Below are 23,901 nucleotides of genomic sequence, written 5' to 3' on the forward strand. Positions count from 1 at the left end.
CTTTATTGGCTTAGAGCCGTACAAACACTATCACTTTTAAAAAGGAGCTTTCATGAAGGCCATTACGACTATTTTACTCATTACAGGGTTATTTTTACTCACCGCCTGCACAAGCGCACCTGAGGGCATTACTCCGGTTAAAAACTTTGACTTAGAGCAGTACAAAGGTAAGTGGTACGAAATTGCCCGCCTTGAACACTCATTTGAAGAGGGTATGGAGCAAGTAACCGCGACTTACACCGTAAACGACGATGGCACTGTAAAAGTGCTCAACAAAGGTTTCATAACTAAAGAGCAAAAGTGGGATGAAGCACAGGGCTTAGCTAAATTTGTAGAAGGGACTGACACAGGCCATTTTAAAGTCTCGTTTTTTGGCCCATTTTATGGTGCTTACGTTATTTTTGAATTAGACCAAGACGACTACCAATATGCGTTTATTACAAGTTATAACCGCGACTTTTTATGGTTTTTATCGCGTACACCTACCGTTAGTGACAAACTTAAACAACATTTTATAGCTAAAGCAAACAAACTAGGCTTTGCTACAGAGCAAATTATTTGGGTTAAACAGTAGGTTATTTAGCTATGTAAAGGGGCTTTACAGTTGTTGAGCAAATGATTGTTACAGCTGTAATAAAACGATCATCTCACTGTAAGGTAAGTTAAATATGTTAGGGCTATATTAGCTGCACTTGCAACGAGACATGCAAGTGTTGGACATACTGAATATCCCCCTATTGTTGGCAAGCTTTATAGCTTGCCATTTTTTTGTCTAAAATTAATGGCTTTCTTTGGATCAGGTTTTTACTAACTAAAGTGAATTTACTGCCAGTAATAGCCCCGATAAGCCAATCAGTAACATATTTAAAAAGCTAAATGGCTTAATCAACTTTTCTATAAAATTATAAAAAATCGTTATAATTAATACACTTAGACCCATAAAGCCACAAAACAGTAAAGCACCGTATCCCTGCTGCGTAACCACGCAGAACAATAAACTTAGTAAAAAACTGATCCAAGCAACTATTAGTAGCAAATTACTTTGCAGCTTAGAGGGACGCGTTGTAAACACCGTTTTAAAATGCGCTGGTTTTGCCAAAGCAAAACCATTAAAAGCAAACAAACAGAGGCTAAAGCTAAGTAAATCAATCATGCTTTTTGCCTCTTTTTATTATCGGCTAGGTTATTAGCTGTTTTTTTAGATGCGCTAGAAGCAGTACGTAATTTTTCGGTTTGTACTAAAAACAGTATGCTAAACAGTAAAAATACCGCATCGAAAATAAACAAGGCCCATTGTTTATTAAGTAAGTAGCTCACTATATTACCCTGTGTGGTAAGCGCATTTATTGCCGGTACACTCAAACACGCGAGGGCATTTATGGCAGCCATTACACGCCATTGCAGCCTATCGCGCTTTAAAAGTGCCATAACGGCAACCACTAACCATGCTAAAAAGAACGCTGTAACTTCTTTTTCACCACGCCCTGCTACGGTTGGACTAAGTAATCTATTGGCAATAAAAAAGGCGCAAGTAGCCAGTGGTAAACCCATAATGGTGGCAAGGTTTAAAGCTTCGACTAATTGTAAGCCAAATGAGGCTTTACCCTTATTACGCTCGCGTATGCGTTTAGCCCACATTATGCAGCCAGAGCCAATCATTACGCAGCCTGCAATTCCGCCAAGTACGTATAACCAGCGCAGTAAAGGCGTAGCAAAGCGCCCTGTATGCATAGAGTTAAGTGATTCATAAAGTGCTTTACTACTGCTAAGTTCGTCATCAGTTTGTGCAACTAACTCGCCCGTAGCACCACTAAACAAAAGCCGCGGAGATTGATCGCGAAGCGCCTTTGCAGGGCTTACCAATACCGTTACTGTTGAAGCGGCCATATTCGGTTTACTAACCTGAACACGCGTAATATCTGCACTAGGCCACTTGGTATAAACTTGATCCAAAATAGTGTTTATAGGGAGCAATTCTGCACTGCCTTGGGCGTTATTAGTCACGTTATTGCTAGGTGTTACATCGTTAAAAAAGCCACGCATACCCTTGTCGTACGTCGTTAACGCAGGGTAGGGGAACAACATAAATATAAGCGTAATAATGCCTGTGTAGGTAATCATTAAATGAAACGGTAGGGCAAGTACCGAGCTTAAATTATGTGCATCTAACCAGCTACGAGTCCCTTTATTGCGCCTAAAGGTAAACATATCTTTAAATATGCGCTTATGAATAACCACGCCCGAAATTATTGCCAGCAGCATAAAAAAGCTGGCAAAACACACTACCCAGCGACCTGTTATGGCATCTAAATAATAAAGCTGATAATGCAACCGGTAAAAAAAGTTACCACCTTTACTTTCAACAAAAGGAGGCAGCGCTTTCATGGTGTTTGGGTTTAATTGGGTATTTACAAACTGGCTGCGGCGCTGCCCCGGCTCTTTAGGTTTTGCATAGCCATATACCAAATACGGTATTCGCTCTTCAGGCAAGGTAATACGCCAACTAGGGGAATTTGCAGCGTGCTGATTTAAATAATCAAAGCCCTTTATAATTTGCTGCCTTTGCGCGGCCACTCTGTCGGTTTGGGCTTGCACATTGTGTATAGCCGGTTGATTCCACAAGTTTATTTCGTCTCTAAAAAAGCTCGCTGTGCCTGCAAAAAATATTACGTAAATAATCCAACAGGTAAGTAAGCCCACCCATGTATGTAGCCATGTCATCGACCTAAAAAAACTGTCTTTCATAGCCAACCCTTCAGTAATGCTAATACAGCAACAAAAAAACCGGTACTTAGTAAAATACTGATCCAAACAGTTTTTAACGACTTAACCGAAAACGCATAAATAAACACTGCGGCGTAAATTAAAATACTGATAGACACACACAGTAATACGGCATCTTGCTTAGGAATGGGCAGCAGTACACTTAATAATGAAATACACGCTGAGGTAAACGCATAACCACCCACTATGGCAATAATAAAACGCAAAAATACTAACACTCTATAGCTTTGGGCCACATTTAAAAGCGCAGCTAGGTTAGTTTTTGTAAAAGGTGCTATGTGCAGAGGTGCCTGCATAGTTAACAAATCCCTTATTCAAATACGAGGATAAAAATAAGGCGTTATTATAAAGCTTACAAATACAAAAGATAGCGATTCTCATTTGTATATTCTAGTTAATTTAACATTAGTGCCTAGCATGTTAGTAAAATACTGATCTCTGCTGTTTTAGGGTTATTGCTTAGCTAATTACGAAGGTTTACAGTGGTCAATACTGGCAAGCCAAAGAGTTAATTTAAAATGAGCAACCACGAAAAACTAAATTATGTAGAGTTTCCCGCGTGCGATTTAACAGCGACAAAAAGCTTTTTTACTAACGTGTTTAACTGGCAATTTACCGACTACGGCCCAGAGTATACGGCATTTAGCGGCCAGGGGCTTGATGGTGGCTTTTTTAAAGCACCGCTTAAATCACTTACTCAACATGGGGCCGCACTGCTGGTGTTTTACAGTAACGACATTCACGCTACCTATAAAAAAGTAGCGCAATATGGCGGCAAAATAGTAAAACCTATTTTTGAGTTCCCCGGTGGCTGCCGCTTTCATTTTACCGAGCCCAGTGGTAACGAATTTGCCGTATGGTCAGAAAAACAATAAATATATCAAGTGATTAGTTGTTATTTTTAAATGAGATCACGATTTTACCAACTAATAACTAATTTGAGTAAAATAAACCGATTTTTTACCAACTCATTAGGTCTAAATGGCCATTTAGAACAAAACTTAAGCATTTAAGGCCAGATTTATATGGATCCGATCAATTTAATTGAGCAAGTTAGTAAATGCGTGATCTGTGAACCTCATTTACCGTTAGGTGCTCGCCCCGTTATACAATTTAATGCCAATGCGCGTATTTTAATTGCCGGCCAAGCACCGGGCATAAAAGTACACGAAACTGGCAAGCCCTTTAACGACGCCAGCGGAAACCGCCTACGCGAATGGCTTGGGCTAAGTGCTGATGAGTTTTATGATCCGCAAAAAATAGCTATTTTACCTATGGGATTTTGTTACCCTGGTAAAGGTAAGACGAGCGACTTACCCCCGCGTAAAGAATGTGCACCCGCTTGGAGAGCGCAATTACTGGCCGCTCTGCCAAATTTAGAGCTAACAATCGTGCTTGGTAAATACGCGCAGGCTTATCATTTACCGCATACTAAAAACAGGCCCTTAACCGAGTTAGTAAAATCGTGGCGTGAATATTGGCCGGAGCATTTGGTGCTACCACACCCAAGCCCACGCAATAATATTTGGCTTAAAAAGAACCCATGGTTTGCACAAGATGTACTGCCAGAACTTGCTGGGCGCGTTGCTGCAATATTAAATAAAGAACCACAATGAACAGCTATAAATCAAACGGTTATATGCTTGTAAAGGGGCTTTACAGCACCGAAGAGCTAAATAAAATTAAGCTCCTAGTTAATGCCTTTCATACAAAGTGGAAGGCTAATAACCGTGAGCTTTATAAATCCCGTGCAATTAACAGCTCAGGCATAACAAATAGTGAGTATTTAACGGCGCAGCAAAACGAAGCCTTATTTAGTTTAATAGCTGATAACAAATTAATTAAGCGTGTAAAAAAGGCGATTAGTGAGCCACTGTTTTTAAATACTCAGTTATTTTTCAATCCCGTAAATGTTACACAAAAAAATTATTGGCATCGCGATATGCAATACCATTTAAATGTGCAAGAGCAACAAGCTGCGTTAAACGGGCCCGACGTAGTGCACTGCCGGTTAGCCCTTGAAGACGAGCCAGGTATAGAGCTTGTACCCCACTCGCATAAAAATTGGGATACACCAGAGGAGCTAAATGTACGTCTTGCAAAAAATAATAAACTGCCAAGCGATAACCTAACTACAGGCAAAGTTATTAAACTTAATGCGGGAGACTTACTGTTGTTTTCAGCCAATATGATTCACCGAGGTTTATACGGCAAAAACCGCCTAGCACTGGATATTATTTTTTGCGAAAATGCACCACAGCTTACTGCCTTTATCAATGCAGCAAACACCCCAAGCTCGGCAATAGCAAATAAAACCGCTAATCCGCAAGTATTTTTTAACCCACTTTAAACCCGCTATAACCCCATTTAAGACAACACTTTTTCGCTTAACTATAAATATTACTAATAGTGCTGAATAAATAAACATCACTGTTATTTATTTTAAGACTCGTCAGTATGAAATAGACGCAAAATTATCCAATAAAAATAACCTCTATAATGGAGTTGCAGCTATGACAACTGAACACACACAATCACACACACGTTTAAAACCTGCTTTTTTAAAACAAAAAACACTTACTTTATTTACGCTCAGCGCATTAAGCGTGGGTATGGCACAAGCTGGCGAGCAAAAAATAAATAAAAGTGAGCTTGAAACCATTACCGTCACCTCGCAAAAGCGGGTCCAATCGCTACAAGATATTCCTACCTCTATTCAAGCGCTTTCTGGCGACTACCTCGAGCAAAACAGTGTTGACGATTTACTCGCCCTAAGCGAAAACCTACCTAACGTGCATATAACCGAAACCTCAAGCAGCAAACGTATTTTTGTACGCGGCATAGGCTCGGGTACTAACTCAGGCTTTGAGCAATCGGTTGCTATGTATAAAGATGGCGTGTATTTAGGGCGCGGGCATCAGGCTAAATTTCCATTTTTAGATATGCAGCGCCTTGAGCTTATAAAAGGCCCGCAGTCGGTTATGTTTGGTAAAAACGCCACAGCAGGAGCCTTTAGTATGATCTCAAATTCGCCAACCGATGTACTTGAAGGCAACGTATCGGCAGAGTTTGGCTTTGATAACGAAAAGCGCTTTACAGGCGCTATAAATATTCCTATTAACGATGATTTAGCCATTCGTATTGCCGCGTTTGATCATTCTGTTGATGGCTTTTTATATAACCAAGCGCGCCAAAGTGATGAGCAATCTAACGACTCATCAGGTGCACGTTTATCAATAGATTGGCAAATAAACGATGATATAAACGCATTGTTTAAGTGGGAACACGGTGAGTTTGAGTCGCACGGTTCGCGCTACCAATACATTATTGATACTCCCAACCGAGATTTACAAATAGCAAATGACCCTACTAACCCAGGCAATGTAGGGTATCGTTCACTTTTATTAAGCGACAACTCGGGCCTTGATTACACAAGTTCGGTATCGGGCGATGGTCACCCAGGTGGGCTTAATGAGCAAAGTAAAACCACGCTTGATAACGCATCACTTAAATTAACCTATAACTATGGCGAATACGAATTTACCTCTGTAACCACGTATAGCGAGTACGATTGGGATTCAACCTTTGACGCCGACTTTTCAGAAATCCCGCTTATAAAACAAGACTACTTAGAAACCTATAACCAGTTTACGCAAGAGTTTAGAGTAAGCTCGCCAACAGGGCGCACGCTTGAATACGTAGCGGGCATTTTTTACATGAGCAGCGAGCTTGAACACCCAAACGATATTTTATTTGGTGCATCGTTACTTATTCCTGATTTAGTGGGTACATCATTGGGCGTAAATGCGCTGTTTGATCAAGACCAACAAAGCTACTCCGCATTTACCGCCCTTACTTGGAATGTAAACGCGCAATGGCGCGCTAATTTTGGCCTGCGTTATCAAAAAGAAGAAAAAGAAGTGAGCAGCGTACAAAGTGTGTATAGCGTATTTGAGCCAAACACACCGCAAGCCGTACAACAATTTGCCAATGCCGCTGCGCCCACTATTGCAGGGCAGCTCTCAGGCGCGGGGGTACATAACCTTAACGCTAAGCGTGATGAATCGCACTTATCACCCAATATTAGTGTGCAGTATTTAGGGTTTAACAACACCATGTTATTTGCAAGCGCTGGCATAGGCTACAAAGCTGGTGGTTTTGATGGTTCTGGCTTAAATGGCTCACAAGGTAACACGGTTGATGAAAACTCAGGCTTTGAGTTTGACGACGAAAAAGCCACAAACTTTGAATTTGGCATAAAAGCCGAGCCAATTAAAAATACTCTACAAGTAAACGCTACACTGTTTTACACCCTGTACGATGACCTACAAGTTTCTGAATTTAATGGTAATGCATTTGTAGTTAAAAATGCTGCCGAAACCAAAGTAAAAGGGATTGAGCTCGATTCGCGCTGGGCAATAAATCAAAATTGGCAGCTATCGGCAAACCTTGCGGTGCTTGATTTTGAATACGAGCAATACGCCAGTGCCTCGCCAACGGTTATGCAAAGCGAGCTACTTGGCCAAGCGTTTCAAGATTTAACCGGGCAAACTGGCGCGTTTGCTCCCGATTACTCAGGCAATATAGCGATTGATTACAATACCGAGGTGTTTTCAAACCTTACTTTAAGTAGCAATTTAGCGCTTAACTTTAGTGACGATTACTTTTTAGAGCAAGACCTTGACCCAATAGCCAAGCAAAGTGCTTTTGAAAAGCTAAATTTACGCATAGAACTAGGTAGCAGTGAAGGAGATTGGTCGGTGGCGTTATTGGCTAAAAATTTAACCGATAAACACACTTTTTCGCAGGCCAACGATGTGCCAGTTATTAGCTACGCACACCGTTTTTTATCAGAGCGTGGGCGCAGTTATCACGCACAATTTAATTACCGCTTTTAAGTTTGTCAGCAGGGATAAGTTGCTGGGCTAAACCTAGCAGCTTTTCTCGCATCCAACTATTTACTAAATCGTCATCGGCTTGTTCGTGCCAATACATGTGCACAGGCATTAACGGCACATCAAACGGCAAGCTAGTTACATGCACAGGCATTTGCTCTTTTAATACCTGCGCGTACGCGTTTGGCATTGTCATTATCATGTCGCTTTGGCTAATCACTTTAGTCGCCGCAAAATAATGTTCACATTTAAGCACTACATTACGGGCAAGTGCATGCTTTGCCAGCGCCATATCAATAATATCTACCTGCGCACCTTTTAACGACACCAACGCGTGCGATGCCTTTGCGTAATTTTGTACGGTTAAGTCATTTAATATTGGGTGATCGCGCCTACAAATTAGCGAAAAATGCTCATTACAAATAAAGGTGTTTTTTATGTGGTTACTCGTTGGGGTAAGCACATCAATGACTATATCGAGCTCTTGGTTTTCGAGTGATTTTTCCATATCAACATGTGACACCTGTCGGCTGTTAATCGTGATATTGGGGGTGTTTGTGAGTAGGTCGCTCATTAGCGGCGGAAAAAATATCGATTCTAAAATATCTCTAAAGCCAAATTTTATTTCGCGCTTAAAGGCGGCTATATCAAAAAGCCGTTCGTTATTTAAGGTTGACTCTAATACCTGCACCGACTCAATAACTTGCGCTATTATTTTTTGGCAAAAAGGTGAGGGCACCATACGCCGCCCGTGGCGAATAAATAATGGGTCGTCAAACTTTTCTCTAAGGCGAGAAAGCGCATGGCTAACAGCAGGTTGCGTTAAATGCAGTTTATCCGCTGCAGTGGTAATACTGCCCTCTTGGTATACCGTTTTAAGTATTACAAACAGGTTTAAATCTATCTTTCCATGCATAGTATTTATGTTTAACCATTAATTAACATCACTTCTATTTATCTTAAGCGAGACTAAACTAAAGTCAACAGAGTTTAATTTAGGATTATTATGAGCAATACACTAGAGCAGCAAGCCGCAAAAATGACCATAGGCAGCGACAAATTTAAACTTATTATGCCGCCTAAATTTAACACCCTTGAGGAGCAACGCAGCTACGAAAAACAACGCCTAGCCGCAGGCTTTAGAGTATTTGCCATGTACGGTTTTGATGAAGGACTTGCTGGGCATATAACACTTCGCGACTGCATTGAGCCCGATACCTTTTGGGTAAACCCAGTGGGTATGCACTTTGCGCATATTAAAGCGTCAGATCTTATTCGGGTTGATCATAAAGGTAATATTATTGAAGGCAGCACACCGATTAATAATGCCGCGTTTGCTATTCATTCACGCATACATATGGCGCGACCCGACGTAAACGCAGTAGCCCATGCCCATACACGTTATGGCCGTGCGTTTTCGGCATTAGGAGAGTTACTTAAACCAATTTCGCAAGATGCCTGCGTATTTTACGAAAACCACAGCGTATTTGATGTATTTAGCGGCGTAGTGGCCGACAGCGAAGAGGGCGACATGATAGCTAAGTCACTGGGTGATCACTGCGCTGTTATTTTGCAAAACCATGGTTTACTTACCGTTGGTTCGTCGGTTGATGCCGCAGTTGCCAATTTTGTATTGCTAGATAGCTGCTGCCAAAGCCAATTATTAGCGCAAGCCGCAGGCGAGCCTAAGCTTATCTCTCACGATGTTGCGCTACACACTAAACAAGCCAATGGCTCAGAGCTAGTTACATGGGGGAACTTTCAGCCCATGTATCAGGTTGTTGCCGCACAAGATGACAGTTTTTTAGATTAAAACACTGGCAATAACTTAATTTTGATAGACTAAATTTTGCGCGGTAATGGCCCACACACCAAAGCCGCGTTTAAATACTATGCACTCACACGCAAACACACATTATAAAGATACGTTGAGGGTTTTATGAATATAACAACAATTAAAAACCACGCCGATGTTGGCAATTTAAACCTTGCGGAAATATCACCAGAGCAACTTCCTCGCTCTACTTATCATGCCATTTTACAATCGGCAAAAAACTTTGGTGATGCAACCGCTATTGAATACATTTTAGATGGCGACTGCATTAGCGAAGCGCAAATTCCGTTTGCAAAAAAGCTTATTCACCGCATTTTAATGACCTTTAAAGGTAAAAGCTTTGCAAATCCGCACCGTAAAATGAGCTACAAAGCGCTTGCCAATAACGTAACAGGGCTTGGTAATGCATTGCACTCGTTGGGTATTACAAAAACCGAGGTAACTTCGCTGGTGCTACCTAACTTCCCTGAAACCTATGTATCGCTTTGGGCAGCAGAGGCCGCTGGCATTGCAAACCCCATAAACCCCTTGTTTGATGAGTCCATAATGAAAGAAATTATGATCTCAGCCAATACCAAAGTAATCATTGCCCTAGGCCCAGTCCCTGGTAGCGATATTTGGCAAAAAGTAATGGCGATTAAAGAGCATATACCTGGCCTAAAAGCGGTTATTAGCTTATTTGGTGACGACATAGCGTGCTCGCAAAATAATAAAGTACCCGTGTATGGGTTTAAAAAGTTACTCGCGGCGCAAAATACGCAAGCAGCTAATTTTATTTTGCCTGAGCAAAGCGATGTGTGCGCGTATTTTCATACGGGTGGTACCACCGGCCTACCAAAACTTGCCAAGCACTTACACTTAAACCAGCTCACCAATGCAGGGCAGGTTAATTTACTTTCGCCAGTAAACGCAGGCGATACCATGCTAGTAGGTTTGCCCATATTTCATGTAAATGCGGCGGTAGCCACAGGCATAGCCTCGGTTATGAAAGGCTGTAAAATTTTACTCGCAAGCCCTTCTGGCTTTAGAGGTAAAAACATCATTCAAAACTTACTCACCCTAATTAATAATTACGATGTAGCCGTTATGACCGCCGTACCTACTGTTTACGCGGCTATGGTTGAGCAAATTACCTCGCAAAAAATATCGGTGCCACCGCTTAAAATGAAGTTTGCTATTTGTGGGGCCGCGCCGCTTTCATCAGATTTACAAGCCCTGTTTACTAAACTCACAAACACCCCACTGGTAGAGGGTTATGGCTCAACTGAGGGCAGCTCGGTAAGTACGTTAATGCCTGTAAACCCAATTAATAAAGAGGCTTCTGTAGGGCTGCCAATACCTGGTATTACGCTTAAAATTGCCGATATAAACGAGCAAGGCACGCTTGTTAAAATGTGCGATACACTCGATGTTGGCGAAATAATAATAACCGGTAATAACGTATTTCCCGGTTACGTAGAAGATGCGCATAACCAAGGCGCATGGGTAGTTGATGAAAACGGCCAACAGTATTTTAGAACCGGCGATTTAGGAAAAATAGATGAGAGCGGGTATGTATCTTTATGTGGTAGGCAAAAGGAGCTAATAATACGTGGCGGGCACAATATAGACCCCAAAATGATAGAAGATGCCGCAACCAGCCACCCCGATGTAACACTTGCAGCCGCCGTGCCACGCCCCGACAGCTATGCAGGCGAAGTGCCGGTACTTTACGTAACGCTAAGCCCAAATAGCACGCTTAAACTTGATGAGCTCACCACGTATGTTAGCGCCAACATACCTGAGCGAGCAGCAATACCAAAAGCTATTTATATAATTGATGAAATACCGCTTACTGCCGTAGGTAAAATTTATAAGCCCGAACTGGTTTGCCTAGAAATAAAACAAACCATTACAGAGACTCTAAGCGAGCAATTAATCAACAAAACCGTGCAAATAAATGTGTTTGCTGATAAAAAGTTAGGCATAAAAGCCACAATTTTAGTTAATGAAGATGAGTTAAACGCGCTGCAACAACAGATAAAAACGCTGCTAACCCCGTACTCATTTAACTACGAAGTGCTGGCATTAAAAACAACAGAGGCCGCCTAATTTGAACGCATCATTTTTAACAGAAATCATACTCCCACTCGCTCTTGCCCTTATTATGTTTGGCATGGGGCTTGGGCTTACAGTTGGCGACTTTACGCGGCTTTTTAAAAAGCCCTTAGCAATTGCTATGGGCTTACTAGGCCAAATTATTGCCATGCCGCTACTGGCTTTAGGTTTGTGTTATTTACTTAATTTACCCACGCCTATAGCAATAGGGTTAATGATTTTAGCCGCGTGCCCAGGTGGTACTATGTCAAACGTAGTGAGCCAGCTGGCAAAGGCTAATTTAGCGCTTTCGGTAAGCTTAACCGCTGCCTCAACCGCTATTAGCATTATTACCACCCCGTTTATTATTGGCTTTGCCATGCACCAATTTGCGCCGCAAGACGATGCTAACTTTTCTATATTAACTACATCGCTTGGGCTGTTTGTCATTACATTAGTGCCTGTAGCCATAGGGATAAGCCTGCGCCATTTTAAAAGCGAATTTGCGATTAAAAGCGAGCCGTTTTTTAGGCGTTTTTCGTTATTTTTTATGCTCGCCATGATAGCCGCGCTAGTAATAAAAGAACGCGCCTTACTGGCAAGCTCGTTTGATGCTGTATTTTGGGCCTGCCTTGCATTAAATATTGGCTCAATGGTCATTGGCTTGCTCATAGCTAAACTTTCAAACCTTAACCTGACCGATTCACTAACACTTGGGATTGAGGTGGGTATTCAAAACGCATCGTTGGCTATTTTAATTGCTATAAGCTTTTTAAATAAGCCCGAATACGCAGTACCAGGCGGTGTATATGGCCTTGCCATGTTTATTGGGCCGCTGTTATTAATTGCTGGGCTTAAGTTTAAAAACAAACGCCTTGTAAACGCTTAAAAAAACGCGAAGCGCCAAATTTAGTTCACTAAGTTTGGCGCTTTTTTTATAGCTATTAACGTTTAAAAATGTGCTGTACTTGCCCGCGTAACCATACTAAAGCGTCGTCTTTATCAGTACTTTGATGCCAATATAAATGCTGATAAATAGCAGGCATAGTAGTGGGTACTGGCCGTGCTATTAGCGTGTCGTCTAGCAGTTGGCTTGCCACCATAGAGGGCAGGGTGAGTAAAAATGGCGCGTCTTTTATTACCTCTTTCGCGGCAAAATAATTTTGACAACGTATAGCCACCTGCCTATTAAAACTCAATTGCAATAACGCAATATCTTCAATAACAGTACCGGTTGCTCGATTAGATACCGCAACATGCTTAGCCGCTAAATAATTGTCTATATTGAGTTGGTTTTTAAGCGGGTGGTTTTTTTTCATGAGTACACAAAAGTGATCACTTGAGAGAACAGCGTGGCTAATGGGCGCTTTTATTGGCCGTGCTACATCAATTGCCATATCTATTTGATGATTAGCTAATTGCTTATGCATATCTTCACGGCTTAATTTTACGCTCGCTAAGCTTGCATTGGGAGCATGTTTTGCCAGTGCAAGTTGCAATTTAGGCAAAACAATAGGCTCTATTGCATCGTGCAGGGCTATTTTAAAAGTTTGCGCTGTGGTCGCTAAATTAAAATCACCGCAGGCTTGTAGCACTTGGCGTAATTTTTCGAGTAAATCTATTAGCTCGGGTGCCATACGTTGGCACGCAGGGGTGGGGAGCATTAATTGCCCTTGGCGCTCAAATAACGGATCGTTTAATACACTGCGCAAACGTTTTATAGCATGGCTAACTGCTGAGGGTGTTATGTACAGCACCTTTGCGGTTTCGCTCATGTTTTTTTCACGGTATAGACATTCAAATATTTTAAGTAAATTTAAATCTAACTGCTGAATATTTTTAGCTTCAATCATTATTACCCACTCAAACTATGAATGTAATTCACACTTAACTGGTAATATATTTCATTTAATTCATTGTGGCGAATGTTTTATGCTGGGTTAACTAAAAAATAAACAGGCAACCCTAATGAACTTTGAGCCAAGCCAAAAAAGCCAAGACTACCTAAAGCGGGTAACCGCCTTTATGGATGAGCACGTATTGCCTATTGAGCAAGCAGTAGTTGCGCATAACCATGCTAAAAATAATTCAAACGATTGGACCACTTGGCAACTAAGTGAGCACATTGAGCCATTAAAAACTAAAGCAAAAGCCGCTGGCCTGTGGAACTTATTTTTACCCGATGCAGAACTAGCAAAAGGCTTAACCTGCTTAGAGTACGCCCCTATTGCAGAGCAAATGGGTAAATGTTTATTTGCCTCAGAAATATTTAATTGTAATGCCCCCGACACCGGCAATATGGAAGTGCTTTATCATTTTGCAAACGATGAGCAAAAACAACAGTGGTTAACCCCATTATTAAATGGCGATATTCGCTCAGTATTTGCCATGACCGAACCCGATGTCGCTTCATCAGATGCGACAAACATGCAAGCAACCATAGATGTTGATGGCGACGAGCTTATTTTAAATGGCAAAAAATGGTGGACCACTGGCCTTGGTCATCCTAATGCCCAGGTGGCTATTTTTATGGGGCTTTCTAATCCCGAAAACGATAAACACAGCCAGCATTCAATGGTACTTGTGCCGCTAAACACACCCGGTGTAAACATTAAGCGTATGCTAAGTGCCTGTGGCGATTTTGATGCCCCCTACGGCCACGGCGAAATGGAGTTTAATAACGTACGCGTACCAAAACAAAATCTTATTTTAGGGTTAGGCAAAGGCTTTGCCATTGCACAAGGGCGCTTGGGGCCTGGGCGAATTCATCATTGTATGCGCGCAATTGGCGCAGCAGAGCGCTGTTTAGAGCTCATGATTAAGCGCGGGCTGTCGCGCAGCGCTTTTGGTAAACCCTTACTTAAATTAGGCGGTAATTTAGAACGCGTTGCGCAAGCGCGTATGGCGATAGACCAAGCTCGTTTATTAACCCTGCACGCGGCATGGAAAATAGACTCTCAAGGCGTTAAACACGCCATGACCGAAATATCGAGCATAAAAGTAGTCGTGCCTAATATGCTGCAAATGGTCTCAGATATGGCAATACAAGTGTTTGGGGGCGCTGGGGTGTCGAGCGACTTTCCTATAGCCTCGTTTAATGCAATGGGGCGTATTTTACGCCTTGCAGATGGCCCAGACGAAGTACATATGGGCATGGTTTCGCGCCTCGAACTTAACAAATACCGCTAAGGCAACACCATGAAAACACGACTAATAATAACAGGTGGAGCCACAGGGCTGGGTAAAGCGCTAGCCCTGAGTTACGCAAGTAATTTGGGCGCTAACTTACAAATTTGTATTGCCGATATAAACGCCGAGCGTGCAGCCACAACCATTAGTGAGCTGCAAGCACTAAAAAGCGATGCCTTTTTTTACGCCTGTGATGTAACCAAGCAAGCAGATGTAAAGGGGCTTTACGATATTATCCAGACCAAGTGGCAGGGCGTAGATATTGTTATAAATAATGCAGGCGTTGCCACGGGCGGCTCGCTTGAGGGCGAATCGCTTGAGCAATGGCAGTGGATTATGGATATTAATTTGCTCTCTATGGTGCGGGTGTGCCAAACGTTTTACCCCGCCTTTGTGCAACAAGGCGGTGGCTACTTTATTAATATAGCTTCACAAGCTGGGCTTACCCCTATTCCGTTTATGAGCAGTTATAACGCCGTAAAAGCGGCGGTTATAGGTTTTAGCGAAACCCTAAAGCTCGAACTCGCCCACGATAATATAGATGTAAGTGTTGTGTGCCCGAGCTTTTTTAAAACCAATCTTGATGAATCCATGCGCACCAGCGAGCCGGCCATGAAAACCATGCTTAACCGTGCCTTTGAGCGCTCCCCCATAAACGCAGAGCAAGTTGCCGATATTATTTATCAGCAGTCGCTTAACCGCCCATTTTTAATTTTGACCCATAAATTAGGTAAACAGGCCTTTTTAATGAAAAAACTACTCCCCGTTGAGTGGTACATTAAAAATATGCTGAAAAAAACACGCTCTATGCAACGTTTAAAATCAAAATAATAAAGGCTAGCAATGAACACACAATTATTAGATCAAGCCAAAAACGTACGCCAAGGCGAAGAGCTCGATACACAAAGAGTAGATGCCTGGCTTAAACAGCACCTTACACAGTTAACTGGCGAGCCAAGTGTTACTCAATACGCAGGGGGGGCATCAAACTGGACCTACTGCCTAGAGTACCCAGAGCAATCGCTTATTTTACGCCGTGCGCCCAAAGGCACCAAAGCCAAAGGCGCACACGATATGGCCCGTGAATATAAGCTGCAGCAAGCGCTAAAACCAGTTTACAGCTATGTGCCAAATATGGAGGCGTTTTGCGACGATGAAAACATACTCGGCACCGACTTTTACGTTATGGAAAAGCTTACGGGGATAATTCCGCGTAAAAATTTACCACGCGGATTAACCCCCACGCCCGAGCGCACCAAAAAGCTGTGCGAAAACGTACTCGACTGCCTAGTAGAGTTACACAAAGTAGATTACAAGCAGGCCAATTTAAGCCATTTAGGCAAAGGCGAAGGCTACACCCAGCGCCAAATTAGCGGCTGGAGCGAGCGCTTTACTAAAGCCAAAACTTGGAATGTACCCAGCGGCAAAAAAGTCATTAAGTGGCTTGAAAACAACATGCCAAGTAACGAGCGTATTTGCATAACACATAACGATTTTAGGTTTGATAACGTTGTGCTTGATGCAAACGACTACACCAACGTACTGGGTATTTTAGATTGGGAACTTGCCACCCTTGGCGACCCACTGATGGATTTGGGCAATACACTGGCTTACTGGGTAGAGCCAGGAGATGACTTTTTAGCCCAAGCCACGCGCCGCCAACCCACTCACTTAGAGGGCATGCTAACGCGCAAAGAAGTAGTAGCCTACTACTGTAAAAAAATGAATATAACCGTAGATGATTTTACCTTTTACGAAGTGTACGGGCTATTTAGACTTGCCGGCATTGTGCAGCAAATTTATTACCGCTATCACCATGGGCAAACTAAAAACCCCGCCTTTAAACACTTTTGGGTGTTTGTGCATTACCTTTTATGGCGCTGTAAAAAAGCCATTAACAACCAAGGTAAAGTCTAATGTGTATTTTATATTTAGTACGCCACGGGCAGGCCAGTTTTTCGGCTGATAATTACGATACGCTCTCAACAAAAGGGCTACAGCAAGCCACACTACTAGGTGAATATTTAGCACAAAAGCAGCTTACGCCCGATGCTGTATTTGCAGGCAGTATGCTGCGCCATAATCAAACCGCAGAGCTTAGTTTAGCAAGTGCTAATAATACGCCGGTATTAATAAACGATGCGCGATTAAACGAGTACGATCACGAGCATATTTTAGCCGTTTATAACCCACAGCTTGCCACCCCAAGCCAAGTTCGCGCGGCACTTAGCAAGCAAGCCGAGCCTATGGAATACTTTAAAACGGTATTTATTAGCGCCATACAGCAATGGGTACTCAATCCCGACAGCACTCAATATAACGAAAGCTTTAATGCATTTACTGCCCGTGTACTTGGCGCGCTTGAACAAATAGCCAATGAAAACCACGGTAAAAAGGTACTTATTTACACCTCTGGCGGGCCTATTAGCATTATAACCAGCCATTTAATGGGGCTAAAGCTCGAGCGCTTTATTGATATTAATTGGAGCTTAGTAAACGCAGGCGTAACCAAAGTAGTGGCGCGCGGCAAAGGAAAAAATCAAAAATTAACGATAAGCAGTTTAAACGAGCATCACTTTTTAGAGTGCCACCCACAACAAAAATTAATTACATACACCTAAGGAGCTAATTATGCGCAAAAACATACTAATAACAGGTGCAAGTTCAGGCTTAGGCAAAGGCATGGCAAAAGAGTTTGCAAAACAAGGTTGTAATCTTGCTTTATGTGCTCGGCGCTTTGAGCTATTAGAGCAGCTAAAAAGTGAGCTTGAACAAATAAACCCAAATATAACCATTAGCATAAAAGTGCTTGATGTTAACGACCACGAGCAAGTATTTAGCGTATTTAACGCCTTTAAAGATGAGCTTAACGCCCTTGATAGAGTGATTATAAACGCTGGTATGGGCAAGGGCGCTTCTATTGGTACGGGTTATTTTAATGCCAACAAACAAACTGCACAAACTAACTTTGTGGCCGCACTTGCGCAAGCTGAGGCCGCAATGGAAATTTTTAGAGCGCAAAACCATGGTCATTTAGTGACTATTTCATCTATTAGTGCTGTACGTGGTTTTAGGCGCGCCATGACCGTTTACGCCGCCACTAAAGCGGCTATTACCTCATTAAGTGAAGGCATACGCATAGATGTAATGCACACGCCTATAAAAGTAAGCTGCGTACACCCAGGTTTTATAAGAAGCGAAATAAACGAAAAAGTAAAAACAGTGCCGTTTATTGTTGATACCGAAACTGGCTGCAAAGCACTGGTAAAAGCAATAAATAAAGAAAAAGCCAACAGCTTTGTGCCAAGCTGGCCGTGGGCATTTCTGCATTGGATTTTACGAATAGCGCCGCTGAGTACAATTCGTAAAATGTCGTAAGGTTTTTAAATTTTAGGCATTAAAAAAGGTGGCAAATGCCACCTTTTATGTACGTGTTTACTTAACCTAGGTTTAGGTTATTTGTAAAATTATAGTAGTGCAAAAATCTTTTGCAGCTGTGGCATGTACTCGCTCACAAGCTCAAGGTTGTTTTCGCTTACTAATGGGCCTGTAGATTCTTCAGCCGCGCTTGAAGCCTTACCAAACGAGCCCATTAACGAGCTAGCGTCACTGCTTTTAGCACTTTTAAGGCTTTGCAGGCCACCCATTACTTTATTTGCTGTTTCTTGGTTTTCAGCTGAGAGACCCGATTTAAGGTTCTCGATGTAAGCCATAGATACTTCTGAGCCAACAGATACTAATTCTTCAGGCGAAAAACCGTAACGGTTAGTAATATCGGCAAAGCTTTTATATAAACCTTGCTCTTTAATCATGCTTAATGCGCTATTAGCAAGAGAGCTTTGCTCTTCAACATTTTGATCAGCAGAGCCACCTAGCATGCTTGCTAAATCTAGGTTTTTTAACGAATCTTGGCTGCTAGCCCAGCTAGAAACAGCCGGCAGTGCTTTCATGTAGCTTTGTAATTGGCCTTCGCTAATATCTTCAGCAAGGCTTGAAAAACTCATTGCTAATAAGCTAAGTGATAAAATTATTTTTTTCATTGGGCGTTTCCTATTATTTAATTAAAGCCATTAAAAACTAAATGTAAGCGCTTGCCAATACATAACTAAAGTATTAGGTGTATTTAGGCTATAAAGTAGTATAAATACTTTAAAGTTCTTTAACTTAAGCTGGTTCAGCACAAATATAGTTACAAATGTTATACTGCATTTTTGTCGATAAGAGCTGAACGTAATGTTAACTATTTCAAATACTGTCACTATAGATGAATGGGAACTAGAGCTAACTGCTATACGTTCGCAAGGTGCCGGTGGCCAAAACGTTAACAAAGTAGCCAGCGCCATTCATTTACGCTTTGATATTAACCGCTCAAAGTTACCCGATTTTTACAAAGAACGTCTATTAAAGCTAAACGACTCTCGGATCACCAAAGAGGGCGTGGTGGTAATTAAAGCCCAAAGCTTTCGCACCCAAGAGCTTAACCGAGAAGATGCACTAAAACGTTTAAAAGATTTAATTTTAAGTGCAACCAAAGTAAACAAAGCCCGCCGCGCAACCAAGCCAAGCCGTAACTCGCAGCGCAAGCGCATGGATAAAAAAACCAAACATGGGCAAACCAAAGCCCTGCGCGGTAACATTAAGTTATAACTCACTAAGTTTATAAGGCTTTACAGTAAAGTATGCTTAATTTACGCCTACAGCTAATAGTTAACCGTAGGCGTGAGTGGGCTATTCGTAGGTATGATGGCGGGTGGCACTAAAGCGATTTAATATATGGTGCATTACATACACCGCAGATAAACTGGCCACAATAGCCACCGCAACAGAGCTAAAGCGATACATGGCGCTATAAACAAGGTCTTGCCCGGGGCCTAGTGAGTTGCCAAACAAAATACCAAACGTGGTTAACACACCAAATCCTATGCCCGGTGCGCCGCCACCAATAATATGAAAACGGCTAAATACAAACGATAACGTCCACAGTATAAGCACCGGAAATAATAAAAAGTCAGAGTGATTATACAATAACACTTGCGCCAACAGCGCGGCATTACAGCCAATTAATGTACCAATAGCGCGCTGCCAACCGGCCATACCTGCGGCTTTCCAGCACAGCGAAAACAAAATTAATACCGATGAGGCTTGCGCCGATATTGAATCTTGTAAATCGAGGACTTGAAACGCCACAAACGAAAGCGTAGCAACCGTTGCGCATAATAATACCTCATGGCGAATGCTTTCTTTGGCTTTAGCGGGTACCGCCCTCACGGCACGCGCGGTTACATCAGGAAAAACACCATGCATAACAAACGCAATAACAATAGAGAGAACAGTAGCCAAACCATTACTTAAAATAAGCGGGTATACACTACTTGTACCGGTTACATAGCTTGAAAAGTGCAGCTGAATCGACAACCCAACCACGCCTAGTGCGCCAAATAAAAAAGCCGCACCTGAGCTCATTTGATAAAACAAAAAGCAAAACGCTAAAAATACAATAATGGTCATCAGTACCGGAAGGTGCGAAAACAAGCCCTGCATAATTAAAACCATTGGAATACTAATGGCGGCACTGGCTAAAAACTGGCGCACAATGCTTTTATTTAACACCGGCACTAAACCAAGTAGCAACATAGGGTAAACAGTAAAAAATATACCGTATGGCCAGTTCATTAATTTACTAATAGTAAACCCTATGGTGCAGCCACCGGCTATGCGCAGCGCTTGGCGTAAACCGTTTGAGTCTAATTGCGGTGCTTGGCTAACAGCTTGAGTCATACGGCCTCCATTAATAAATGTAGTGTAGCCAGCTAATAAACCTAATTTGAGCCGACGCTAACCATTGCCCGATTGTTGACTCTGGCAATAGTTGCACAGTGGCACGCGCACCACTTGGCATATTAGCAATTAATTTAGCGTTATCTGGCATCACTAAATGAATACGCTGGCGCTGAGCATCGCGCACCCAACGATTACTGGTTTCGGTACTACTAAGCGAGCCATTAGCACTGAGTTGCCCATCGCTTACGCCTGCCTCAAACGTGCTTATATGCGCGTTGTAAACCTCACCTGGGCGGCTATCAAATACCACTCGCGCCAAACTACCAGGTTTCATATTTAGTAATGATTTTTCTCTAAAATCGGCAACAAGGTCGGCCTTATTAGCCACAATAGCTAAAAGCGGGCTACCCGCTACCGCATATGCGCCATCAAGTAGTTGTAAGTTAGAAACCACACCAGCGCTTAGCGCACGTACTTGGGTGTACGATAAGTTAAGCTCGGCTTGTGCTAATTGGTTTGCAGCATGGCGAAGCGCTAAGTTTTGCGCGCCGCTTTCGCCGCGGGCAAGTACTGCTTCTGCCAATTGCGCTTCTAATGAGGCGACATTTGATTTACTTGCTTCAAAGTTAGCTTTAATGCTTTCAAGCTCTTGCTCTGAAATAGAGCGCTGCTTAAATAATGCTTCGCCACGGTTATTTAGTAATTGCTGTTCGTGCAGCTTTGCCTTGGCCGCCGAAATTTGCGCCTCCAGTGCTTTTACATTGGTATCTAAACGTTTGTTTTGTAATTTAGCGTCGTCAAGGGCGAGCTGTGCCTGCTCTAGCGCTAATTTATACGGGCCTGAGTCTATTTCAAACAATACATCGCCAGCTTTTACGGTTTGATTATTATTAACCAATACCTTAGTAACACGGCCACTTATTTGCGGGGCAATTTGCACCACAGGATGATAAACCCGCGCTTGCGGCGTTACCGGCATAAACATGTCGGCAATTAAATAGTAAATAAATATAACAACAAAACCCGCTAACGAAAGCCTTACATAACGAGTAAATTTTTGATCTGGTGTCATTGTCTCTCTTACTCTTTACTTTGATTTTTAATACAGTTTAGTGCGTTTTTTTCCATATTGACGATGCCATAAGCAAGCGCATCGAGTTGCTGTGTGCTTAGCCCGCTGTATAGCTGGCTTTTAATATCAATGAGTTTTTCGTTTAGCGACTGTAAAATTGCCCCACCTTGCTCGGTAAAGTAAATTTTTTTACTGCGTTTATCGTGCTCATCAACTTTACGGGTAATTAATAGCTGCTCTTCTAATTGCTTTAATGTGCGAGTAAGCGAGGGCATTTCTATTCCTAAACTCTGCGCAAGCTCAAGCTGCGTTATGCCCTCGCCCAACATATTTATATGGGTTAGCGCCGTCCAGCGCGATTGCGTAAGCCCTAAAGGTTCTACAGCTAAAGTGATGGCCTCGCGGCACAGCCTATGAACCCGCCCCATGTTACCAATAATGGTTAAATCGAGCGTTTCGTGAAAAGGTTTTTGAGTAGTCATAACCACCTCAAATTAGTTAGCATGCTAAGTATTTTAACATTAGTTAGCGTGCTAAGTAAATATTGAGGGGTGTTGCAAATAAAAAAAGCCCCAAAACTGGGGCTACATAAATTTGTGGATTTAAAAATTAAGGAGGTTAGCAGGGGAGTACTGATCGGTAAGCACTTTTGTATTGGCAGGCCAATCTTGCTTGTTTTTGGTACTTTGCATATAGGTACTAATTGCTTTTAAATCTACATCGTATTTTTTTAAACGCGGGTTAAGTGCTTTAATTCGCTGATTAATTTGCGCCTCAGTAGGCATAGAGTTTACACCCGCTAAAATAATACGGTTAGAGCGATTAGCACGGCTTACGTTAATAAAATCGCCAAACACGGCGTGGTAAGTTGCCGACTCATGTTCGTATAATTTACTGCTCGAAAACGTATTAGCGGCAATTACACCGCCCTCGGCCAATACGCTTTTTACCTCTTCAAAAAACTCTTTGGTGAGTAAGTGCTCAGGAATATAATCGCCGTTAAACGCATCAAGAATAATCCAATCGTACTTTTGCTTTTTAATGGCTGCGCGCTTTATAAATATACGCCCGTCTTGCACGCTTGACGTAACGTTATCGGTTTCTATAAAGTTAAAGTAATCGCGGGCTACTTTTAACACTGCTGGGTCTATTTCAACATTATGAATTTTAGCTGCAGGGTAAAGCGCATGAATGACATTAGAAAGCGTACCGCCACCTAGGCCAATAATAAGCACATTTTTAGGGTTGTCGGTTACTAAAAGGCTGGCAAACGTAAGTTTTGTGTAGTTAAAAACCAGTTTGTCGGGGTTGTTTTTGTACATACAACTTTGGCTGGTTTGGCTACTTTTTGTATTAAATTTTAAGCAGCGAAGGTCATGTGTTTCATCAACAATAATATTGCGATATAAAGAACGCTCCTCATGCACTACATTACTGTGCGCCGCAACCGAAAACAGTACCGCTAAAAATAATAAACAGTTACGCATGGGCAAGCTCCTTATTACCAGCAAGGCTATTAACAGTAATTGCCAGCACGCCTAACAGGCCCAAGGTTAACGCAAAGGCACTTATAATGGTGTTTACATCAAACGCCAGTACAAAGTAAAACGAGGTAATAATAGTCCCTAAGGCGCTGCCCAACGTGCTTACAAAATATAAAATACCCGCAACTTGGCCACTTTTATGGCTGTCGGTGACTAATAAACGCACCGAGTAAGGCGAGATCATGCCTAAAATAACGGTAGGAATAAAAAACAAAGCCGTAGAGGCAAGTAACGAGCCGTAGCGTGTATCTTCAATGTGGGTAAAAATAAATTCCATTATTGGCTGCGAAAAAAGCGCAATAGGCACCACCATAATACTGGCAGTTAAAAATATTAAGCCATATTTTGTAAGCGATGCATTTTTAGTACTTAGCTTACCGCCAAGTAAATACCCAAAAGAAAGGCTAAGCATAAATACGGTAATTATGCTGCCCCAAATGTGCACACTACTGCCAAAAAAAGGCGCTAAAATACGCCCGCCTAATAGCTCAATACCCATAATGCAAAAGCCACTGCAAAAGGCTAAAAAATAGATTAACGCGTTTGTTTTTATACTCATGTAATTATCGTTATGTAACCTAAAGAGATCTCCATACTAACGTGATGACAGGGCAGTCGCTAGTGCATTAATTAATCGCTCTGTGATTTTTTAAAAAGTTGTTTTGTTATAAAGTAACGCATGTTAAACTTGTTGTTATAATATAACACCTTCGATTTCCCTACTAT

General features: G+C 42.1%; 25 protein-coding genes. 14 read left to right on the forward strand and 11 right to left on the reverse strand.

All coding sequences use genetic code 11. The annotated features are described in order from the left end of the window. The first annotated feature begins 52 nt into the window (after positions 1-52). Positions 53-574 carry a lipocalin family protein gene (locus SJY38_RS18785; protein ID WP_289107774.1) on the forward strand — a complete coding sequence of 174 codons (522 nt, stop codon included), beginning with the start codon at positions 53-55 and terminating at the stop codon, positions 572-574. A gap of 237 nt (positions 575-811) precedes the next feature. Here SJY38_RS18785 and SJY38_RS18790 read toward each other — a convergent pair whose 3' ends face one another. The 3 genes from SJY38_RS18790 to SJY38_RS18800 are packed head-to-tail and all read right to left on the reverse strand — an operon-like array spanning position 812 to position 3,080. Then, positions 812-1,153, reverse strand: coding sequence for a DUF3325 domain-containing protein (locus tag SJY38_RS18790; protein ID WP_289107773.1), 342 nt, complete (start codon positions 1,151-1,153; stop codon positions 812-814). Continuing rightward, a complete protein-coding gene (locus tag SJY38_RS18795) occupies positions 1,150-2,745 on the reverse strand; it encodes a PepSY domain-containing protein (protein WP_289107772.1) in 1,596 nt (531 codons plus the stop codon). The genes SJY38_RS18790 and SJY38_RS18795 overlap by 4 nt, the downstream gene beginning before the upstream one ends. Beyond that, on the reverse strand, positions 2,742-3,080 hold the full coding sequence (locus SJY38_RS18800; RefSeq protein WP_004588277.1) for a hypothetical protein: 339 nt from the start codon (positions 3,078-3,080) through the stop codon (positions 2,742-2,744). The genes SJY38_RS18795 and SJY38_RS18800 overlap by 4 nt, the downstream gene beginning before the upstream one ends. 222 nt (positions 3,081-3,302) lie before the next feature. Here SJY38_RS18800 and SJY38_RS18805 point away from each other — a divergent pair, with 222 nt between their 5' ends. The 4 genes from SJY38_RS18805 (at position 3,303) to SJY38_RS18820 (ending at position 7,682) form a co-directional block, all read left to right on the forward strand. Beyond that, on the forward strand, positions 3,303-3,659 hold the full coding sequence (locus SJY38_RS18805) for a VOC family protein (protein ID WP_006793291.1): 357 nt from the start codon (positions 3,303-3,305) through the stop codon (positions 3,657-3,659). A 150-nt stretch (positions 3,660-3,809) separates the two neighbouring features. Then, positions 3,810-4,400, forward strand: coding sequence for a uracil-DNA glycosylase family protein (locus SJY38_RS18810; RefSeq protein ID WP_377110569.1), 591 nt, complete (start codon positions 3,810-3,812; stop codon positions 4,398-4,400). Then, on the forward strand, positions 4,397-5,134 hold the full coding sequence (locus tag SJY38_RS18815) for a phytanoyl-CoA dioxygenase family protein (protein WP_377110570.1): 738 nt from the start codon (positions 4,397-4,399) through the stop codon (positions 5,132-5,134). Before SJY38_RS18810 ends, SJY38_RS18815 begins: the two co-directional genes overlap by 4 nt. A gap of 163 nt (positions 5,135-5,297) precedes the next feature. Then, on the forward strand, positions 5,298-7,682 hold the full coding sequence (locus SJY38_RS18820; protein ID WP_377110571.1) for a TonB-dependent receptor: 2,385 nt from the start codon (positions 5,298-5,300) through the stop codon (positions 7,680-7,682). Here SJY38_RS18820 and SJY38_RS18825 read toward each other — a convergent pair. Beyond that, positions 7,666-8,595 carry a LysR family transcriptional regulator gene (locus SJY38_RS18825; protein WP_377110572.1) on the reverse strand — a complete coding sequence of 310 codons (930 nt, stop codon included), beginning with the start codon at positions 8,593-8,595 and terminating at the stop codon, positions 7,666-7,668. The two genes, SJY38_RS18820 and SJY38_RS18825, sit on opposite strands and share 17 nt — an antisense overlap. 90 nt (positions 8,596-8,685) lie before the next feature. On the opposite strand from SJY38_RS18825, the gene SJY38_RS18830 reads away from it, so the two are divergent. The 3 genes from SJY38_RS18830 (at position 8,686) to SJY38_RS18840 (ending at position 12,478) form a co-directional block, all read left to right on the forward strand. Continuing rightward, positions 8,686-9,492 (forward strand): class II aldolase/adducin family protein, encoded by an 807-nt coding sequence (locus SJY38_RS18830; protein WP_377110573.1) that lies wholly within the window; start codon positions 8,686-8,688, stop codon positions 9,490-9,492. Positions 9,493-9,618: 126 nt separating this feature from the next. After that, positions 9,619-11,604 carry an AMP-binding protein gene (locus SJY38_RS18835; protein WP_377110574.1) on the forward strand — a complete coding sequence of 662 codons (1,986 nt, stop codon included), beginning with the start codon at positions 9,619-9,621 and terminating at the stop codon, positions 11,602-11,604. A 1-nt stretch (position 11,605) separates the two neighbouring features. Next, entirely contained in the window at positions 11,606-12,478 is an 873-nt protein-coding gene (locus SJY38_RS18840; RefSeq protein WP_377110575.1) for a bile acid:sodium symporter family protein, read from the forward strand. Between the two features lie 55 nt (positions 12,479-12,533). Here the strand turns inward: SJY38_RS18840 and SJY38_RS18845 are convergent, their stop codons facing one another. Beyond that, entirely contained in the window at positions 12,534-13,442 is a 909-nt protein-coding gene (locus SJY38_RS18845) for a LysR family transcriptional regulator (RefSeq protein WP_039037314.1), read from the reverse strand. Between the two features lie 115 nt (positions 13,443-13,557). Between SJY38_RS18845 and SJY38_RS18850 the strand changes: the two genes are divergently transcribed. From SJY38_RS18850 to SJY38_RS18870, 5 genes are read left to right on the forward strand one after another with little or no spacing between them, the layout of a single operon-like run. Then, complete coding sequence (locus SJY38_RS18850; RefSeq protein ID WP_377110576.1) at positions 13,558-14,778, forward strand: acyl-CoA dehydrogenase family protein; 1,221 nt, start codon at positions 13,558-13,560, stop codon at positions 14,776-14,778. Between the two features lie 9 nt (positions 14,779-14,787). Continuing rightward, on the forward strand, positions 14,788-15,609 hold the full coding sequence (locus SJY38_RS18855) for an SDR family oxidoreductase (RefSeq protein ID WP_055254307.1): 822 nt from the start codon (positions 14,788-14,790) through the stop codon (positions 15,607-15,609). Between the two features lie 12 nt (positions 15,610-15,621). Beyond that, positions 15,622-16,695, forward strand: coding sequence for a phosphotransferase family protein (locus tag SJY38_RS18860; RefSeq protein WP_377110577.1), 1,074 nt, complete (start codon positions 15,622-15,624; stop codon positions 16,693-16,695). After that, positions 16,695-17,399 carry a histidine phosphatase family protein gene (locus tag SJY38_RS18865; protein WP_377110578.1) on the forward strand — a complete coding sequence of 235 codons (705 nt, stop codon included), beginning with the start codon at positions 16,695-16,697 and terminating at the stop codon, positions 17,397-17,399. The genes SJY38_RS18860 and SJY38_RS18865 overlap by 1 nt, the downstream gene beginning before the upstream one ends. Positions 17,400-17,409: 10 nt before the next feature. Continuing rightward, a complete protein-coding gene (locus SJY38_RS18870; RefSeq protein WP_377110579.1) occupies positions 17,410-18,156 on the forward strand; it encodes an SDR family oxidoreductase in 747 nt (248 codons plus the stop codon). Between the two features lie 89 nt (positions 18,157-18,245). On the opposite strand, the gene SJY38_RS18875 is transcribed toward SJY38_RS18870, so the two are convergent. Next, positions 18,246-18,818, reverse strand: a complete 573-nt coding sequence (locus SJY38_RS18875; protein WP_377110580.1) for a short-chain dehydrogenase — start codon at positions 18,816-18,818, stop codon at positions 18,246-18,248. Positions 18,819-19,011: 193 nt separating this feature from the next. Between SJY38_RS18875 and arfB the strand changes: the two genes are divergently transcribed. Then, positions 19,012-19,425 carry an alternative ribosome rescue aminoacyl-tRNA hydrolase ArfB gene (gene arfB, locus SJY38_RS18880; protein WP_024033019.1) on the forward strand — a complete coding sequence of 138 codons (414 nt, stop codon included), beginning with the start codon at positions 19,012-19,014 and terminating at the stop codon, positions 19,423-19,425. Between the two features lie 81 nt (positions 19,426-19,506). Here arfB and SJY38_RS18885 read toward each other — a convergent pair whose 3' ends face one another. From SJY38_RS18885 to SJY38_RS18905, 5 genes are all read right to left on the reverse strand, one after another. Next, on the reverse strand, positions 19,507-20,556 hold the full coding sequence (locus SJY38_RS18885) for a DUF2955 domain-containing protein (RefSeq protein ID WP_004586263.1): 1,050 nt from the start codon (positions 20,554-20,556) through the stop codon (positions 19,507-19,509). A 10-nt stretch (positions 20,557-20,566) separates the two neighbouring features. After that, positions 20,567-21,631, reverse strand: a complete 1,065-nt coding sequence (locus tag SJY38_RS18890) for an HlyD family secretion protein (protein WP_054982035.1) — start codon at positions 21,629-21,631, stop codon at positions 20,567-20,569. Between the two features lie 8 nt (positions 21,632-21,639). Next, positions 21,640-22,113, reverse strand: coding sequence for a MarR family transcriptional regulator (locus SJY38_RS18895; protein WP_054982034.1), 474 nt, complete (start codon positions 22,111-22,113; stop codon positions 21,640-21,642). A 120-nt stretch (positions 22,114-22,233) separates the two neighbouring features. Further along, positions 22,234-23,118, reverse strand: coding sequence for a spermidine synthase (locus tag SJY38_RS18900; RefSeq protein WP_377110581.1), 885 nt, complete (start codon positions 23,116-23,118; stop codon positions 22,234-22,236). Further along, the gene (locus SJY38_RS18905) at positions 23,111-23,734 is read right to left on the reverse strand and encodes a fused MFS/spermidine synthase (RefSeq protein ID WP_004586267.1); all 624 of its coding nucleotides are present in this window, start codon (positions 23,732-23,734) and stop codon (positions 23,111-23,113) included. Before SJY38_RS18905 ends, SJY38_RS18900 begins: the two co-directional genes overlap by 8 nt. Between the last annotated feature and the right edge of the window lie 167 nt (positions 23,735-23,901).

The sequence above is a fragment of the Pseudoalteromonas sp. R86517 genome (genome assembly GCF_042466295.1).
Lineage (GTDB): Bacteria > Pseudomonadota > Gammaproteobacteria > Enterobacterales > Alteromonadaceae > Pseudoalteromonas > Pseudoalteromonas atlantica.

What these genes read in the sequence shown, in the direction of transcription:
- SJY38_RS18820 (WP_377110571.1), top strand. Translation starts at nt 5,298, where the DNA reads ATGACAACTGAACACACACAATCACACACACGTTTAAAACCTGCTTTT.
- SJY38_RS18830 (WP_377110573.1), top strand. Translation starts at nt 8,686, where the DNA reads ATGAGCAATACACTAGAGCAGCAAGCCGCAAAAATGACCATAGGCAGC.
- arfB (WP_024033019.1), top strand. Translation starts at nt 19,012, where the DNA reads ATGTTAACTATTTCAAATACTGTCACTATAGATGAATGGGAACTAGAG.
- SJY38_RS18855 (WP_055254307.1), top strand. Translation starts at nt 14,788, where the DNA reads ATGAAAACACGACTAATAATAACAGGTGGAGCCACAGGGCTGGGTAAA.
- SJY38_RS18890 (WP_054982035.1), bottom strand. Translation starts at nt 21,631, where the DNA reads ATGACACCAGATCAAAAATTTACTCGTTATGTAAGGCTTTCGTTAGCG.
- SJY38_RS18800 (WP_004588277.1), bottom strand. Translation starts at nt 3,080, where the DNA reads ATGCAGGCACCTCTGCACATAGCACCTTTTACAAAAACTAACCTAGCT.
- SJY38_RS18870 (WP_377110579.1), top strand. Translation starts at nt 17,410, where the DNA reads ATGCGCAAAAACATACTAATAACAGGTGCAAGTTCAGGCTTAGGCAAA.
- SJY38_RS18790 (WP_289107773.1), bottom strand. Translation starts at nt 1,153, where the DNA reads ATGATTGATTTACTTAGCTTTAGCCTCTGTTTGTTTGCTTTTAATGGT.
- SJY38_RS18895 (WP_054982034.1), bottom strand. Translation starts at nt 22,113, where the DNA reads ATGACTACTCAAAAACCTTTTCACGAAACGCTCGATTTAACCATTATT.
- SJY38_RS18815 (WP_377110570.1), top strand. Translation starts at nt 4,397, where the DNA reads ATGAACAGCTATAAATCAAACGGTTATATGCTTGTAAAGGGGCTTTAC.
- SJY38_RS18900 (WP_377110581.1), bottom strand. Translation starts at nt 23,118, where the DNA reads ATGCGTAACTGTTTATTATTTTTAGCGGTACTGTTTTCGGTTGCGGCG.
- SJY38_RS18825 (WP_377110572.1), bottom strand. Translation starts at nt 8,595, where the DNA reads ATGCATGGAAAGATAGATTTAAACCTGTTTGTAATACTTAAAACGGTA.
- SJY38_RS18905 (WP_004586267.1), bottom strand. Translation starts at nt 23,734, where the DNA reads ATGAGTATAAAAACAAACGCGTTAATCTATTTTTTAGCCTTTTGCAGT.
- SJY38_RS18875 (WP_377110580.1), bottom strand. Translation starts at nt 18,818, where the DNA reads ATGAAAAAAATAATTTTATCACTTAGCTTATTAGCAATGAGTTTTTCA.
- SJY38_RS18785 (WP_289107774.1), top strand. Translation starts at nt 53, where the DNA reads ATGAAGGCCATTACGACTATTTTACTCATTACAGGGTTATTTTTACTC.
- SJY38_RS18885 (WP_004586263.1), bottom strand. Translation starts at nt 20,556, where the DNA reads ATGACTCAAGCTGTTAGCCAAGCACCGCAATTAGACTCAAACGGTTTA.
- SJY38_RS18865 (WP_377110578.1), top strand. Translation starts at nt 16,695, where the DNA reads ATGTGTATTTTATATTTAGTACGCCACGGGCAGGCCAGTTTTTCGGCT.
- SJY38_RS18835 (WP_377110574.1), top strand. Translation starts at nt 9,619, where the DNA reads ATGAATATAACAACAATTAAAAACCACGCCGATGTTGGCAATTTAAAC.
- SJY38_RS18795 (WP_289107772.1), bottom strand. Translation starts at nt 2,745, where the DNA reads ATGAAAGACAGTTTTTTTAGGTCGATGACATGGCTACATACATGGGTG.
- SJY38_RS18860 (WP_377110577.1), top strand. Translation starts at nt 15,622, where the DNA reads ATGAACACACAATTATTAGATCAAGCCAAAAACGTACGCCAAGGCGAA.
- SJY38_RS18810 (WP_377110569.1), top strand. Translation starts at nt 3,810, where the DNA reads ATGGATCCGATCAATTTAATTGAGCAAGTTAGTAAATGCGTGATCTGT.
- SJY38_RS18845 (WP_039037314.1), bottom strand. Translation starts at nt 13,442, where the DNA reads ATGATTGAAGCTAAAAATATTCAGCAGTTAGATTTAAATTTACTTAAA.
- SJY38_RS18805 (WP_006793291.1), top strand. Translation starts at nt 3,303, where the DNA reads ATGAGCAACCACGAAAAACTAAATTATGTAGAGTTTCCCGCGTGCGAT.
- SJY38_RS18850 (WP_377110576.1), top strand. Translation starts at nt 13,558, where the DNA reads ATGAACTTTGAGCCAAGCCAAAAAAGCCAAGACTACCTAAAGCGGGTA.